The sequence below is a fragment of the Pirellulales bacterium genome, from assembly GCA_036490175.1.
Classification (GTDB): domain Bacteria; phylum Planctomycetota; class Planctomycetia; order Pirellulales; family JACPPG01; genus JACPPG01.
Genome location: DASXEJ010000315.1, coordinates 1 through 15,551 on the forward strand (window position 1 = coordinate 1; position 15,551 = coordinate 15,551).

Sequence of the window (15,551 nt, forward strand, 5' to 3'; positions counted from 1 at the left end):
CCCGTCCACAAGCGATAGAACTGCCGGATGATGGTCTGGCTCGGCGTCTCGCTGCTATGCACTTCGCGGACGCGGAAATTGTCGAGCAAGTCGGTATCGTCGGTCGCCGGTATGCGTTCTTGTCCGGGCCGGTCCAAGAGCAGCGGGCCTGGCACAATGCGAAGCTGCATCGAATTATCCTTTGCATGACCCCACTGCACAGAGCGGATCACGAGATTGTCTTGCAGCCGCTTCAATGCGGGGTCGAGTTTTTCGCGGGCTTTCGACACGTATCGTTCGACGCGGATCGGCAAGAATTGGGCGAGGTTCGCATAGTTGATCGTCAGAACCGGGTGGCGACCCGCAAAGTTGAACAACAAGAATTCGTAGAGCCGGCTGGCGATTGGACTCGCCTCATTAAGTGCTCGCCAAAGATGGTAGTCGATGGGTGCAACGTAGAACGCGTTTAGATTCGCCAAGTACCAGTCGGCGAACCAGACGTAATTGCGATCAGCAATCCCGCCGTCCGGAAGCTGATCGTTTAAGAACACGAAGTCGGAGTACAGGTGGTATCCGCGTTCGCGGGAGGGAAGATGTTGGCGGTCGGGGCCGGACTTCAACGCATACTCGGTCGTAATGACCACGCCGTGGATGCTGCGGATCGCTTCCTTGAGACGACCGATCTTCTCTCCGCCGTGGGCACTTTGAATTCGCCGGGCGAGGTCTCGCCAGGTGAAGCCGATCGGATTGGTAAACGGATAGCCTTGCTCGTAGATAATGCTGAGCAATGCGAAGTGGACCTTGCGGGCCAAGGGACCTGGATACACGAATCGAGTGTTGCGAGAGACGGTCAGCGAAAAGCCGTGCTCCTGGGTGCCGTCTCGCTTCACGCCGACGCACTGGATTTCGTCGACGTTTTTGAGCCCCTTGGTGCTGAGCGAAAAAATCGGGAAGCGAAGAAGATTCGTCTCGGCCTTGATGAATTGGCCGGGCGGGTTGGTCGGGAGTGGCGACGCAGTAATCCCCTGCTCCGTGGGGTCGGGTGCAGGTGGATTCGCGGCCGACAATGTGGCGAGATTTTCGGGGGACACGTACTAGAGGCGATTCGCCTCCGATTGTCCCGCTACTCGGTGGTAGATGGCAAGCGAAGATAGTTGTTCAACCGGCAGGCGTTTCCGGGTGCTTTATCGGGTGCGTTATTTCCCATAAATCCTGAAAACGGATGGAAATTCTGGACGCGGCTCTTAGCTAGATTTGCCGGAAAAACACGGTAAAATACGAGTGAGGCTGTTGGGACTCGAACCCAAGACCTACGGATTAAAAGTCCGTTGCTCTACCGACTGAGCTACAGCCTCTTCGAAAATGCGGGACAATGACATACGATGGCCACGCGGTGTCGCCGAATAGGACGACATACCCCAAGTGCCGCGCTCGCAGCATTACCCCCCGAAGATTGTACCGCATGAGGGTTTGGCGTCGAGGCACCCCGGGGCGGATCGAATTGGCCCGGTCGCGGGCTTGCGCTTCGCAAAGTCGTGGCCCTGTGCACTGCCCGTCAAGCGCGTCGAAGCTGCACTGCCAGATGCCGTGTTACCGTGGGGATTGGGCGCGCGATCGCACGCGCTTTCCGCAGAAGGAATTGAGGCTCGCCACAAACGGCCGCTTGCGCATGGTTTGCCAGTGCCTCAAGGACGCGTTTCGTCCGCCCGGAATCGTTGCAGCCAGGCGCCGATTTGCTCGGCCATTTCCTGTTGGCCGTCTTCTTCGGCCACGCTGATGGCTTGTTCGGCGGCCCGGATGGCGTCTTCGCGACGGCCTGTTTGAACATAGGCATCGACGAGATTGATGTACGTGCCGGCCTCGGGGTCCAGACGGGCTCCCTCTTCCAAGTGGAGGATGGCCTCGTCGATACGGCCGGCGCTCGCTAGCAATGCGCCGAGATTGCAATGCGCCTGGGCGAATGAGGGTTTGATGCGCACCGCCTCTTCGTATTGATCCATGGCGGCTTGCAACAGCCCTGCCTCTTGCAGCAAAAGCCCCAGGTTGTAGCGGGCGGCCACATACTGAGGACGCAATTGCACGGCTTTTTTATAGTGCCCCATTGCTTCGCGCGGACGGCCCAACTGCTCGCACGCCAGCCCCAGGCTGTATTCCAGCTTGTGTTCTTCCTGGTTCAACTTGTAGTTCAGCAGGGGCGAGTCCGAGAACAAATGCGCGGCGTGATCGAACGATTGCATCGCGTCTTCGATATCGCCGACCTTGGCCTGCTCGATACCCAGGTTGATGAGAATCGAGACATCGTCCGGTTGATTTTTGATCGTGTCCTGCAACAACCCGACGGCGTTGTTGTAGGCGCTCAGCCGGTGGATGCCCACCATCGTGAAAACGATCGTCAAGGCAGTCGTGCCAACGATCCAAATCGCAAGCGGCCCACGGCTAATGGCCTCGTGGTTGGTGCCGGACGGCGTGTTGCGGGCAGAAGGCCGGAAGATTCTTTGCAGAACTGTATAGAAGCCGACGATCACCAGCGGCACGAGCATCGCCAGCGAGACATACATGCGTCGCTCGGCGACGATTTCGGGCACGCAGGGAATCAACAGCGTGGGCGATAACGCGGCGATCATGCTCAGCGCGACGAATCCCACGCCGCTGCGTCGCCAGACGAGGATCAGTGTGGCGATAATTAGCAGCGCGACCGGCACTACCCAGGGCCAAGCGTCGGCAAATGTCTCGATATAGGGCATCTCATAGTGCAGTACCAGCGGCCAAGGCCAGAAACTGAGCTTCAGATACAGCAGTAGCACCTTCGCCTGCGTAAACCACCAAACGTATCCAGGCAGGCCCAGATGAAAGCCCGCCGCCGGCGTGCGCGGCCCGTTGCTGTTGATGACGATCATCGGCAGCCAGCAGAGAACAAGCCCGACGTACAATGGCCAGGATTTACGCAGCGCGTGGCGAAAGGTTCCGGCAATGAAGGTGCGCTCGTAGAGCAGCGCCACGGCGGGCACGGACGCGATGACTTCTTTGCTGAGCGCGCCTGCCAGCGCGGCCAGCGTGGCCAAAACGAGCCAAATGACGCGCGTCGACCGGCTGGCGCCCGTCCAATAGCGAATGCAGGCGTAGAGAGTTGCCAGGTAGAAAAGCCCCATCAGCGCTTCGGTCCGTTGCGTGATGTAGGCCACGCTCTCGGTATTGAGCGGATGGACGGCCCACACCAGAGCCGACCCGAATGCCAGCAGACCGGCCACGTGCGCGAAGCGACCCGCGAAATATTCCAGCAGCAAGGTGCGCCGCACCACCGCCCATAGCACCAGCGCCGCGAGCACGTGAATGCACGTATTCACGATGTGATAGCCAGCGGTGTCGAGGCGGCCGAAATGGTAATTGATGGCAAACGTCAGGTTCGTTAGCGGTCGTGCCGAGACAGGAGTTTCGGGCGACGGATTCAAGGGAGTTTCTTCGCCCGAAAAGCTGATGACGGGCCAGAGCTTCAGAATCGATGGATTGACGTCCAGCGTGGCGTAGTCGTCGCAGATAAGCGGCGCGTGGACGATGCCGCCATATTCCAACCACACGACGGCCGTTAATAGCAGAGTGCCGGCCAACATGGCCGCCCAGGCCGGCAAGGGAAACACGCCGCGCAACGACGACGGACGCGAAATGGCTGCCGATCGGGAGGCGGAATGTTCGAGATTACTCATAGAAATGCCGTCGACGATCTCGGTCGGAAATGCGCCTTATGACGTGCATAAGCGTGAAAGGCGCACAATCTTAGGCCAAAATCCGCCCCGGCCCCTTCCAGGCAAGCCATTCTGGGCTGAATTGGCCCCTACCCTATCCTTATACACGGGGCTGGTCGGAACTTCGATGCGACGGCGCGACGGCCGGTGCCGCAAAACAGGTGGCGGTCAGTGGTGGTCCGTTGTCGCGGGGCGGCAACAAGTGAACTCGGCTCGTTGCGCGACAAGACTCAATGTCACCTAGAAATATGATAGTGTGAGCGGAGCGGCCGATCAGGCTGCCGCACTCGATTGTCGCAGGAGCCGGAGGACCATCGATGGCGGAGATTGCCGGCGCGGCGGTAACTGTCGAGGAGAGTCATTCCATGCAAGTCGCGGTGATTGGCGCCGGCCCTGCCGGCCTGACGGCCGCGCTTAGGTTGAGCCAGGGAGGCGCCCAGGTCAACGTCTTTGAAGCCGCCGATCGCGTCGGTGGGCTGGCACAATCGTTCGACCTGTGGGGACAGCGCGTCGATCTGGGGCCGCATCGATTTTTCAGCACCGATGCGCGCGTCAATCGGTTATGGTTGGAGGTCGTGGGCCGAGAGTACCGCATGGTGGATCGTTTGACGCGGATCTATTACCAAGGCCGGTACTTTTACTATCCTTTGCAAATGGCCGACGTCCTGGTCAAGCTGGGGCCAATCAACGCCGCGCGGTGCTTGGCCAGCTATGCCAAGGAAAAGCTGATTCCAAGTAATCCGCAAGGCGAGCAGAATTCGTTCGAATCGTGGGTGGTGCATCGTTTCGGACGCCGGTTGTTCGAGACGTTTTTCAAGTCCTACAGTGAAAAACTGTGGGGCATCCCGTGCAGCGAGTTGGATGCCGACTTCGCCGCGCAACGCATCAAGAAATTCTCACTGGGCGAAGCCGTCAAACGCGTGCTCTCGCCACGGCGGAATAACGTTCATACGACCCTGGTCGACCGCTTTGCCTATCCTTTGCATGGCACCGGTACGGTCTATGAAAAGATGGCCGGGCGAGTCATCGCGAACGCGGGCGAGATTCATCTCCGTGCGCCGGTTCGCCGTATAACGCACGAAGGCTTTCAGGTTACGGGCGTGGAGCTTATGGACGGGCGGCAGGTCGCTTGCGATCATGTGATTTCGACCATGCCCTTGACGCTGTTGGTGCGCGGTTTGGGAGAAGTGCCGCACGAGGTGCAGGCAGCTGTCGACGCACTTTCATTTCGCAATACCGTGCTCGTTTACCTGAATGTCGACGCGGTCGGGCTGTTTCCCGACCAATGGGTTTACATGCACGCGCCGGAATTCGGCATGGGCCGCGTCACGAACTTCCGCAATTGGGTGCCGGAATTGTACGGCGATCAGCGCACTACCGTGCTGGCCGTCGAGTATTGGTGCTGGGACGCCGATCCGTTGTGGGCCGAAGCGGACGACAAGATCGTGGAGCGGGCCACTCGCGAACTGCGCGCGACCGGTTTGCTTGGCAAGGCACACGTTCTGGCTGGGCACGTCGTACGCGTTCCACGGTCTTATCCTGTATATCGCCGCGGGTATCGCGAACATGTCGCCTGTATCGTGGGCTACTTACAACGCTTCCGCGGCTTGACGCCCATCGGCCGATACGGCGCGTTCAAGTACAACAGTCAGGATCACAGTATTCTGATGGGCATTCTGGCCGCCGAAAACATTCTCGATAATCGCAGCCATGACCTGTGGTCGGTCAATGCCGATTACGCGAGCTATCAGGAGGACGCATTGATCAGCGAAACCGGCCTGGTCCAGGATGCGATTCACGCGTGAGTTGCTGGCCGACGGACGGCCGAACCTTGCCGCCGTGCGGCCGAAGCGTGACGTGTCGACACGATGTTGCCACGGGATTTTCAACTGACGACCATCCGCCGGCGGCATGCTACGCGGTGGTTTCCTATTCGGTCGCGTCTGCGCCGACTTGCCAGCCCACCGGGCGGCACTTATGATCCTCTTGCGCAGACAAGCTGTCCCACACTGCGGCGCCAGAGGCGCTTTGAGAGGTGGGGAGAGCTTCGTTCGCGACGGCCTGCCGCGTTAGACCTGCCTGCCCCCCTTACACTGTGAGTAGCCGATGTCCTCTCCTTCCGGCCCTGCGGGGCGACTGACCGGCGTCCAATGGTTGATCTGTGTCATCGCATCGATTGGCTTCGCGTTTGATATTTACGAATTGCTGATGTTGCCGCTGATTCTGCGCCCGGCACTGCAAGAACTAGGCGTGACGCCGGGGAGTGCGGAATTCACGCATTGGCGGGGCATGTTGTTCTTCGTGCCGGCATTTGTCGGCGGGGTGTTTGGACTGATCGGCGGTTATTTGACCGATCGTTTGGGCCGGCGTGCTGTGTTGACGTGGAGTATTTTGCTGTACGCTTTTTCAGCATTTGCCGCCGGGTTCAGCACGTCGATTCCAATGCTGTTGTTCTTTCGTTGTACGACGTTCATTGGCGTGTGCGTCGAGTTCGTGGCCGCCGTCGCCTGGCTTGCCGAGTTGTTCCCCGAGCCGGAACGCCGCGAGCGGGTCTTGGGCTATACCCAGTTCTTTTCGTCGATCGGCGGTTTGCTGGTTGCCGGTGCCAATTCGCTGGCTATCGAGTACTCGGGAAATCTGCCGGCGATCGCTATTCCCGAGTTCCTCAGTTCGCTGCTGGGGACGATCGACCTCAAGCATCAACACGAAGCGTGGCGCTACACACTGATGTCGGGCTTGATCCCGGCGATACCCTTGATCGTGATACGCCCGTTCCTGCCCGAAAGTCCGATTTGGGCACAGAAGAAAGCTGCCGGCACGCTCAAGCGGCCGAGCATACTAGAGCTATTCTCGCCCGCCTTACGTCGCACCACGATTGTGACCACTTTGATGTTTGCCTGCAGCTACGGCGCGGCGTTCGGTGCCATCCAGCAGATTCCGCAGATCGTTCCTGGTCTGCCTGACGTGAAACAAAAGACCGAGGGCCTGAAGAAGCCCGAGCAGGCCAAGATCGAGCAAGCCACCGCGGCCGATGTCACCAAGGTGCAGGAGATCGGCGGGCTCGTTGGGCGGTTCCTCTTGGCGGTGTTGGCCGTGCGCATCGTCAGTCGCCGGACTTTGATTCGCTTGTTTCAGATTCCGGGGCTGATCGTTATGCCGCTAGTCTTTGCCGTTGCCGGGGTGCAGAGTTTGCAATTGCTGTATTTTGGCATCTTCTTCGCCGGTTTGCTGACTGTGGCGCAGTTCAGCTTTTGGGGCAACTACTTGCCGCGCGTCTATCCGGTCCATCTGCGCGGCACCGGCGAAAGTTTCGCCGCCAATATCGGCGGGCGAATGATCGGTACTTCGTTCGCCTGGGTTACCAGCACGCTGGCCGCGCAATCTTTTGTGCCGGGAACGTCCGACCCTACAAAGATGGCATACACGGCCGCAGCCGTGGGACTGGCAGTCTATGTTGTAGGCTTGATTGCGTCGTTCTGGTTGCCTGAGCCGCCGACGGAAATCGCCGACTGATCCGGCGCAGGCCTCTGGCTAGCCACTCAGCCGGATATCGATTCGCGAGGAGAAGCTCTCGCCCGGCGACAGAACGCGCAGGCCCGTGTCGACACCTGCCTCGGCTAACTGGTAAGCGTCCGGGACGCAGGTGTAAGGCTCGATGCAGATTGCCTCGCGATGGGGCGGATTGTAGACCACGCATTCGCGAAACTGCTCGTCGAACGTCAGTTCGAGCGTGCGATGATTGTCCGGGTCTGTGATCGTTGTCACCGCGCGGCCGTTGGCAAACGTCAGATCGGTGAAAACATCGTCCAGTTTGGTATCGGCGAACTGCATGCCGGACGCCAAACCATGCGCTCCGGTAGCCGGCAACTTGCGGCCGGTCGGCATCATGTGGGCGAGTTCCCAATAATGGTCGGCCGGCACGGTCACAACGCAGCGATCGCGGCTGCCGGTACGGCCCAGCGGCACGCGAAAGTACGGGTGCGTGCCAAAGCCGAAAGGAAGCGGCCCCTGGCCCGTGTTTTCGATTCGCACATCACTTGTCAACGCGTGGCCAACAAGCTCGTACGCCACGGCGATGCGGAAGTCGCTTGGCCAATGGGCAAGTAAGGCGGGTTCGTCGACCGAGGCCTGGAACTCGCCGACGACGCGCGTGCCTGTTTGATCGACGATACGCCAAGGACGGTCGATGACGAAACCGTGAATGGCATTGCCGATTCCGTCGTTACCCTCCAGGGCAAAGGATCGGCCGTCATAGCGAAAGCTCGCCCCGCGCAGCCGGCCGGGATATGGAAACAGAACCGGGATGCCGCTGTGCGATGCCTTGCTCTGTCCCGTGACGAAGTCGGGCGCAGTCCACAGCACCTCGACCGGTTCCCCTAGGAAAACGGGCTGGTAGCTGAAGCAGTTGAATCCGCGTGCCGGCATGACTTTGGCCGTGGCGCCGGTCGTGGGATCGTGCAAGGCGACGATATCTAGCATTTTGTTCCTCAAGTGCTGGTAGTGTAGACGTCGTTTTTAGTTTTATAACTCGACCGAACATGAGCAGTCATTGGCACTGCGTCGCAATCGTGCGGCTGGCGTGCTATGGCGTCGCCACTAGTAGTTTCAACCGCGGCCACCGCGCGTTCGATGCGACTGGCGGTCGACACGAATTTGCCATGTCGCGCTCGTTGCCGCGTGCCGACCATGGCTACGACGATCAATACCAGCAGGGCCATCGAGCCAATCAGGTTTTTCCGCTCGACATCGCCAGCGGCAATACTCGCCAGGCGGTGCATCAGCACGATCGCCGCCACGATTGACAGGCCAAATAGTACTGTGCCTACCTGGTCGCCGCCGAGCAGGCCATCGCGCGCCCGCTCGGGCAGCGCCAACAGCACCAACATGCCGACGATCAATTGCAACACCGTGGGCACCAGGGCCACACGACCTCCCCAGGTTGCCACGCGTTGGACTTCTCCGGCGGGCCGGCCCTTGCGCCCCAGCCGTAGCGAGAAGCCCATAATGGCGACCCCTACGATCGCAAAGGATGCCAAAACGTGATGGGCGAACTGCGACAGAACTTCGGGGTCGAGCATGGCGCGGCGAAAGTTGAGCATCCCAGGATCAACCGCCAGCCGTGTGGAATAAACGCCGATCACGGTAAAAAGCAGCGGGAAATGATAGAGCAGGTTTGTAGCTGCCAGCACCCCCAACAAGCGCCGCATTACGACCTGCCAGGTGGGCGACGTGCCGGAACCGGTCCACCAGCGCAGGTACATGGCCACGCAATAGAAATAAAACGCCAATTCTGGTAGGGCCCACCAGAAACGCGCTGCCGGAATCCGGCCGGCGGTCTCGTAAAATGGCTCCCATTGCGCGGCCCATACCAAGGCCAGGGTGGACCCCCCCAAAGCCAGCCCCGCAGTGAGCCAGAGGATCGATTGCCGGATCAAGTACCGGCCCAACTCGCCTGCTACCAAGTCGCCGCGACGGGTCTCGCGGATGTCGAGCCAGATGCAAACCAGCGGAGCTGCGCCGGCCAAGTTCGCCGCCAGTAGATGGGCCGCCAGCACCAGCACAAGCAACGTGTCAAGCAACGGGAACCTCTCCTGGATGTTACTACCCTCGCCAGCCATTGCTCGGCCAAAGCGTGCGCAACCGCGAACGTCGCCCGGCCTGCGGCCCCCTGTAACCTATGTGTGCTGCACGGCGAAGCGGCATTTTAGGCCTGTCGTCATGCCGGCACCAGCCGCGCGCGGCGCAGGCCGGTTTATGCCGACCGCCTTCGGCACATTGACACTCCCAGCAAGCCCGGACTACGATTCGGAAGTTCTATTGCGCGGGCGATTAGCTCAGTTGGTTAGAGCGCCACGTTTACACCGTGGATGTCGGGGGTTCGAGTCCCTCATCGCCCATTGTATGTAAACATCGCCGAAAAAAGCGGTTGCGTTACCCGGCAACGTTCGGCAGTGCGGCTTTTCTCAAGGGAATAAAACGGTAACTGCCGTTTTATTCGCAATATGGGAGGTCGCATCATGCCACGTACTGGTGGAATGCTACATATTATCCAGCCTCACGAGTTACTGCCGCAGCCTCGGCCAGTGTACGCCCGGCGTAGATCAGCGTGGTATTGGGCATGGAAAGTTCGAGTACCACCTGTGCGCTTTCTAGGCCGAACTGTTTGCGGATCTCCGTGACGGCCGTATACCAAACGATTTGGGGCCGCATCCGCACGCCAGCCTTTACGCGGGGCGCGTCGAACGGCGATCAGATACGACAGTCGGTTGTACTTCAATCCAGGGAGACGTACAGGTTTGCGTGTTGACCGGTCGACTTGGCTCGGCCAACCCGCGTCTTACGATTGGCCAGCATCTGCGCCTTGCGAACACGTTGGCAATCTGTCGGAAAAATGGTACGCATCCGCCGAAGGTAGCAGATAGGGTCGCAATACGTCCTGGACTTTGGGGCCGATTAATACAACTCGCTCCCTGCCAAGATGCTGCGCCAGCCTGCCGCGCGATCGTCGCCGATACGAAACGAATCGAACAGCAGTCGGCAGAAGGCACAAGCGGCGCAGGGAACGGCGCAGAACAATCCAGGATGAATTCGCTGGTCGGCCGAATCAACGAGAGAAGTGACCAGCCGCCGCAGGGTCCACCTTGAAACATGGGCGCTGGCCGCCCTGGTCAGTGAATCCGGGCAGGTTTTGTCCCGCTGCCGCCTGCGGGCGCTGGCGGGGGTTATCGTCAAGCCTAATGGGCTCTGGCCGAGCTAGTGTTACCAATCGATGGCCACGGCAAAACCTCGATAAATTAAGAAACGCACAGGTAACGATATATTTGTTTAAGAGTTTTTCGATAGGGAGTATGATTGAAAGATAGTTAAGGGATTCCAAGCCTTCCCGGCACGCTTAGCCGAAGAGGAACACATGAAACGATATCTGTTGGTAACGTCGATTGGTGTTGTAGTTAGTCTTGGTTTTTTGGCCGATCGGGCTGACGCGCAGTACAAGCCGCAGAGTAGGCCATTCGACACGCAGTCGCGCAGGCCGTCGGTAAGCCCCTATATGAACCTGGTCAATAACTCGATGTCTGGCGCTTCGACCAACTATCAATCGCTTGTTCGCCCTCAGGTCGATCAACAGAATTTCAATTCGCATTCAGCGTCTGCCATAAAGAACTTGCAGCGCACTGCTTCTTCGCCGGCGCGTTCAAAAGCTACGACCGAGGGTGGGAATACAAAAATGCGAGTGACGGGGCACGCGGCCACTCGTCAGAATTACTCGCACTTCTACCCGACGCTGGGTCGTTAGGCGAAATAAAACGGGGCGGGATGTCGGCGCGGGGTTTGGAGTTAGATCTGGTCGATTCGTTCGCGATCGGCGCCGCGGCTCTGAATAAAACGGTAATTGCCGGCTCATCTCGCGCTACCGCGAGTCTTCGGCAAATCGTGCTCATTGTGATTAACTGCCGTTATTCCTCAGAGAACGTGCAGTTTTCAGCGCGAGGTCCATTGGCCTTTGCACCGTGGATGTCGGGGGTTCGAGTCCCCTCATCGCCCATTTCTCGTCGCTTGGCAGTTGTGGACGGTCGCCAACATAGCCGTGGGGAGGCCTTTGGCTGAGATTGGCTGTACCTTTTCTTTGGCGTCGTTGTCTAGATGCCCATCGATAGTCGGGTATCCGGCCGTGATTTGGCTGCTGCTCGTCAAAAAGTGATGGGTGGACCTCGGTCGACGGTGAACCCGTCTAAACCGGGCGGAAAATCGGCGTCGCATGCAATCTAGCCGCTCGGTTGCCGCGTACTCACAACGAAACGCAACGCCCACCGATGGAGAGTCGCTGCGCCCTAGTGCGCTCTATCTTTGTGCCTACCAACCCGCTGAGGGTGGCCAGTTCGGCACAATCAGGCCTAAGCCGCAGACTACAGGCGGCTGTTCAGGACTGCTCGTTAGCGTCGAGTGTTCCCGCGCCCAAAGTTATTGCGCGACAGGCAATGCTTGATGCAGGGCGGACATGGCCCCACGGCGATTACATTCATGGCATTTTCTTGTCAGGCATCTGGGAACTAACTCATGCGCAGCAACTTCGATTCTGTTCGCTCGTTTCACCGGAACAATCTTACGATATCGGCGCGCCGCATTAGCATTTGTGGGCTGCTACGATTGCTCACCTTCTCTTGTGCGGCGGTTGCTCTCATGGCGTCGTTCGCCGAGGCTGCGGTCGTATGGAATGAGTCGGCCAACGGTGACATCTCGAATAATCGGCTGGCTCCTACTTCGCTGGCGCTGTCCGTTGGGAGCAACGACGTCATCGGATCAGTGGTTGGCAGCCCGAGCGACATCGATTATCTGACTGTTACCGTGCCTGCAGGAGATACCCTGTCGCAGATTATTCTGGAGTCCTTCAGCTCGACGGATCAAAAGGGATTCATCGGCATCCAAAGCGGCACGACGTTTACCGAGCCGCCAACCGGAACCAATGTTGCGAATCTATTGGGATACACGCATTTCGGTCCAGGGGCGGGCAACGTCGGGCTCGATATTCTTCCCTCGATGGGGACGGGCGCGGGTTCGCAAGGATTTACGGCGCCGTTGGCGGCCGGTTCTTATACATTTTGGATTCAGCAATTGGGCGCGCTGACGAACTACGATTTCAACTTCGCCGTGACCCGGGTGCCGGAGCCGTCGTCATTGCTGCTGGCGGTCGTTGGGCTTGGGATATTGCCGCTGCTTGCGCACCGCCGTCGTCATGCGAGAGCGTGACGATCTCATAGCGGCCGGTAGCTGTCTTTATCGCGGCGGAGGCGCTATTTACTTTCCTCGTCGGTACGCGGCACTCGTTTCGGCACGGCGAGGAAAAGGGCATTGCATTCCTCTTCGAGCACGCCCCCCAGGATCTTCGTCTTGCGAAAAGTGGTGCGGCGCAAAACTTCCTCAGCCCGAATGTCGATTTGCCACCATCCGAGCCGTTGCAAGAAGGGAATCGACGAGCCGTAGACGACCCAGCTGATGCCGGCCCATTCGATGGCTGCCTGACACATCGGACACGGCTCGGCCGTGGTGTAAAGTGCCAGTGCCGGCCAATCCGCATCAGGTTGTTTGGCGGCGAGCCGATTAATGACGTCGATTTCGCCGTGAAACGTAGGACTATCGGCCGAGCGATTATGGCCTTCGGCAGCGACATTGCCCGAGTGGATGTCGACCAGCACCGCTCCGAAAGGTAGTTTCGGCACTTCGCGTGCCTGGGCAATCGCAAGGCGCATAAAGCGATCGTGATTCAGCGGCAACTCGGCGGCGACTGAGGATGTGGAATTGGCATCGGGTGTTGCCTTGATCTCTTCAGTAGAGTTGCCCTGAGATCGCTTGCGACGGGGCAACCAGGCGGTCGTGGCGCCAACAACACCGCCAGCGGCAAGGCCCATCAGAAAGCGGCGACGCCCCGATTCGTCGCGCGGCGCGTCAAGCTTCGATACCGTCATGTGCGAGTCTCCGCGTGGTTGTACGTGTCATTCGTCGGGCAACAAGACGACGACCAAAAGCGTGGCGAGCGTTTCTGTGAACAGCAAGCGATGCGTAGCGGCCAGTTGATAGGCCAGCGGCGAAGGAAGCGCTTCGCAGGCAATTTGAAATGCCCCCCACAGCCCGAGGCTGGCTGCGAAAGTAATGGCGAGTAGCCGCCGTCCATCGCGCGCGGCGAAATTCTGGATTGTCAGCCCACTCCACCAGAACAAGATCATGACCGCGGCTTCCCACAGAATGACGCCGGCAAATAGCAGACCCGCCAGCGAGTCTGGCAGATTGTAGGGAGCCAGCACTTCCAGGATCGCCTGATAGTTGCCCGAGCTATAGAGCCAGCGCTCTGGCAGCAGGCCGAGATTTTTGAGCGCATCGCACGCGTTGCCGGCCACGACCAGCGTCAACCATATGGCCCAAAATATGAGCAATAAGCGTTTTAACGTGCGCCACATTGTTTGCGGAGCCATCCAATGAGACAAAGGACCGGCAACCCTGCTGCGGAAGTTGCTACTGAAGTCACCATCTACAGCCACCGAAGCATAGCACTCTGGGCGGTGCTATTTTTTGCCTTTGGGGCGCTGGCCCTCGAGCGCCGCGAGCGTTGCTTCGGTGGCGGTGAGCCGGTCGCGCAATTCCGACAGAGAACGACGTTCTCCCTCGACGACGTCAGCCGGCGCGCGTTCGACGAAGCTGGCATTGGCGAGCTTTTTTTCCTTGCCGGTAATCGCGACTACGAGCCGCTCACGCTCTTTGCCATTACGGGTGATTTCGGCCTCGACGTCGATCAGACCGGCCAAGTCGACGAACAGCTCGCCAATCTTCAGCACCGTATTGGCGCTGGTGTTGGGGGGCTCGACTTTTGGGCCCCAATCCGTGGCGCGGGCCTTGGCCATCGACTCGAAATAGGTCGCCATCGGACGGAGCAAAGTCGCAGTCGCCTCATCGCAACGAAGCGAAAACTGGATCTCGGTCCGCGGCGGCAGATTCTGCCGGCTGCGAATTTCGCGCAGTCCAGCTAGTGCTTCCTGGAAGCGTGCAAAGCGCGCCTCGCTCTCGGCATCTTGCCGCGCGCGGTCGGGCACCGGCCAAGAGGCAATCATGACGCTTTCCGCCGAAGTGCCAGAGGGGGGCAATCCTCGCTCGGGCGCCGCGGCGTTCAATAGTTGCCAGATTTCTTCGGTGATAAAGGGTATCACGGGGTGCAGCAGGCGGAGCAGCGTGTCGAGCGTATGCGCGAGAACGCGTTGTGCCGTATCGCGGCTGGCTGGGTCTGATAACCGCCCTTTGACCATCTCCAGGTAGAAGCTGCAGAATTCGTCCCAGGCGAATTCGTAGAGCAGCCGCATGGCGTCTGCGAAGCGATATGCCTCGAGCGCTGCGGTCACCCCTTCGGTCACCGTGCTCAAGCGGCTGAGGATCCAGCGATCCTCGGTTACTAGTTCGGCGTCGTCTATTGCGCCGGGCGTGTACCCCTCTAGATTCATTAATACGAAGCGGGCGGCGTTCCACAGCTTGTTGCAGAAATTCCGCGCTAGCTCGAAGCGGTCGCTCACCACGGCGCCGCGCGGCAGAGCGACGTCGGCCGCTTTTTCGGCCCATTGCGTGGCGAACTCCTGCCCACACTGCTTGCACGGCACGCGCGGCAGCACGCGATTTTTCTTGGTCTGCTCGACGAGTGCGCCGCAATGCGGGCACTCGAATTCGACGGGCATGCGGACGTCTTGCGTTTCGGTCGTCAGATAGGCCAGGCCAAATCGCAAGGCATCCGCGCCGAATTTCTCCATGATGTCGATCGGATCGACGCCATTTCCCTTCGACTTGCTCATGGTCTCGCCATAGCCGTCGAGGATCTTCGGATGGATGAACACCTCGCGGAACGGCACTTCGCCGACGTTGTGCAGTCCGGTGAGGACCATGCGGGCCACCCACAGCGTGATAATGTCGCGGCTGGTCACCAGCGCGCTGGTCGGATAGTAGTAGGCCAGTTCCGGTGTCTTGTCAGGCCAGCCTAAGGTCGAATGGGGCCACAGTGCCGAGCTGAACCAGGTATCCAGCACGTCCGGATCGCGCGTAAGCTTGTGACCAGGTATTGCATCCTCAGCCAGATCCTCTTCGAGTGCGCCGATCAACCAGCGGTCATGATCAGCATCCCGCTGCCAAACAACGTCGTCCCGGCCGGCAAAGGCGCGCTTCAGTTCAGCCTCGCTGACGCCGGGTGCGTACCAGATTGGTATTTGATGGCCCCACCAAAGTTGCCGACTGATGGGCCAGTCGCGTTTTTCGCCGAGCCAGTCGAGATAGCCGGTGGCGTAACGCGACGGGACGATCTTGACG

The 15,551-nt window shown here is 59.5% G+C and carries 11 protein-coding genes and 2 tRNA genes; 5 read left to right on the forward strand and 8 right to left on the reverse strand.

Annotated features, from left to right (window positions below):
* The 3 genes from VGG64_24330 to VGG64_24340 all read right to left on the reverse strand — a co-directional run.
* Positions 1–1,070, reverse strand: a 1,070-nt coding sequence (locus VGG64_24330) for a hypothetical protein (GenBank protein ID HEY1602755.1), incomplete at its 3' end; no start/stop codon positions are given.
* A gap of 191 nt (positions 1,071–1,261) precedes the next feature.
* Positions 1,262–1,334 (reverse strand) — tRNA-Lys (locus VGG64_24335).
* Positions 1,335–1,664: 330 nt separating this feature from the next.
* Positions 1,665–3,680, reverse strand: coding sequence for a tetratricopeptide repeat protein (locus VGG64_24340; protein ID HEY1602756.1), 2,016 nt, complete (start codon positions 3,678–3,680; stop codon positions 1,665–1,667).
* 356 nt (positions 3,681–4,036) lie between these two features.
* Here VGG64_24340 and VGG64_24345 point away from each other — a divergent pair, with 356 nt between their 5' ends.
* Both VGG64_24345 and VGG64_24350 read left to right on the forward strand, forming a co-directional pair.
* On the forward strand, positions 4,037–5,524 hold the full coding sequence (locus tag VGG64_24345) for an FAD-dependent oxidoreductase (protein ID HEY1602757.1): 1,488 nt from the start codon (positions 4,037–4,039) through the stop codon (positions 5,522–5,524).
* 301 nt (positions 5,525–5,825) lie between these two features.
* On the forward strand, positions 5,826–7,232 hold the full coding sequence (locus VGG64_24350; GenBank protein HEY1602758.1) for an MFS transporter: 1,407 nt from the start codon (positions 5,826–5,828) through the stop codon (positions 7,230–7,232).
* An 18-nt stretch (positions 7,233–7,250) separates the two neighbouring features.
* Here VGG64_24350 and VGG64_24355 read toward each other — a convergent pair whose 3' ends face one another.
* On the reverse strand, positions 7,251–8,198 hold the full coding sequence (locus tag VGG64_24355) for an aldose 1-epimerase (protein ID HEY1602759.1): 948 nt from the start codon (positions 8,196–8,198) through the stop codon (positions 7,251–7,253).
* 8 nt (positions 8,199–8,206) lie between these two features.
* Complete coding sequence (locus VGG64_24360) at positions 8,207–9,298, reverse strand: hypothetical protein (GenBank protein ID HEY1602760.1); 1,092 nt, start codon at positions 9,296–9,298, stop codon at positions 8,207–8,209.
* A 244-nt stretch (positions 9,299–9,542) separates the two neighbouring features.
* Here VGG64_24360 and VGG64_24365 point away from each other — a divergent pair.
* The 3 genes from VGG64_24365 to VGG64_24375 all read left to right on the forward strand — a co-directional run bounded on the left by VGG64_24365 (position 9,543) and on the right by VGG64_24375 (position 12,464).
* Positions 9,543–9,616, forward strand: a tRNA-Val gene (locus VGG64_24365).
* A 1,013-nt stretch (positions 9,617–10,629) separates the two neighbouring features.
* Positions 10,630–11,013: a hypothetical protein gene (locus VGG64_24370; GenBank protein HEY1602761.1), complete on the forward strand. Its 384-nt coding sequence runs from the start codon at positions 10,630–10,632 to the stop codon at positions 11,011–11,013.
* 761 nt (positions 11,014–11,774) lie between these two features.
* Entirely contained in the window at positions 11,775–12,464 is a 690-nt protein-coding gene (locus VGG64_24375) for a hypothetical protein (protein ID HEY1602762.1), read from the forward strand.
* Between the two features lie 44 nt (positions 12,465–12,508).
* Here the strand turns inward: VGG64_24375 and VGG64_24380 are convergent, their stop codons facing one another.
* The 3 genes from VGG64_24380 to VGG64_24390 all read right to left on the reverse strand — a co-directional run.
* On the reverse strand, positions 12,509–13,180 hold the full coding sequence (locus VGG64_24380; GenBank protein ID HEY1602763.1) for a nucleoside deaminase: 672 nt from the start codon (positions 13,178–13,180) through the stop codon (positions 12,509–12,511).
* 27 nt (positions 13,181–13,207) lie between these two features.
* Positions 13,208–13,669 (reverse strand): hypothetical protein, encoded by a 462-nt coding sequence (locus VGG64_24385; protein HEY1602764.1) that lies wholly within the window; start codon positions 13,667–13,669, stop codon positions 13,208–13,210.
* A 105-nt stretch (positions 13,670–13,774) separates the two neighbouring features.
* A partial coding sequence (locus tag VGG64_24390; GenBank protein ID HEY1602765.1) for a class I tRNA ligase family protein occupies positions 13,775–15,551 on the reverse strand: 1,777 nt, incomplete at its 5' end.

What these genes read in the sequence shown, in the direction of transcription:
- VGG64_24340 (HEY1602756.1), bottom strand. Translation starts at nt 3,680, where the DNA reads ATGAGTAATCTCGAACATTCCGCCTCCCGATCGGCAGCCATTTCGCGT.
- VGG64_24345 (HEY1602757.1), top strand. Translation starts at nt 4,037, where the DNA reads ATGGCGGAGATTGCCGGCGCGGCGGTAACTGTCGAGGAGAGTCATTCC.
- VGG64_24350 (HEY1602758.1), top strand. Translation starts at nt 5,826, where the DNA reads ATGTCCTCTCCTTCCGGCCCTGCGGGGCGACTGACCGGCGTCCAATGG.
- VGG64_24355 (HEY1602759.1), bottom strand. Translation starts at nt 8,198, where the DNA reads ATGCTAGATATCGTCGCCTTGCACGATCCCACGACCGGCGCCACGGCC.
- VGG64_24370 (HEY1602761.1), top strand. Translation starts at nt 10,630, where the DNA reads ATGAAACGATATCTGTTGGTAACGTCGATTGGTGTTGTAGTTAGTCTT.
- VGG64_24375 (HEY1602762.1), top strand. Translation starts at nt 11,775, where the DNA reads ATGCGCAGCAACTTCGATTCTGTTCGCTCGTTTCACCGGAACAATCTT.
- VGG64_24380 (HEY1602763.1), bottom strand. Translation starts at nt 13,180, where the DNA reads ATGACGGTATCGAAGCTTGACGCGCCGCGCGACGAATCGGGGCGTCGC.
- VGG64_24385 (HEY1602764.1), bottom strand. Translation starts at nt 13,669, where the DNA reads ATGTGGCGCACGTTAAAACGCTTATTGCTCATATTTTGGGCCATATGG.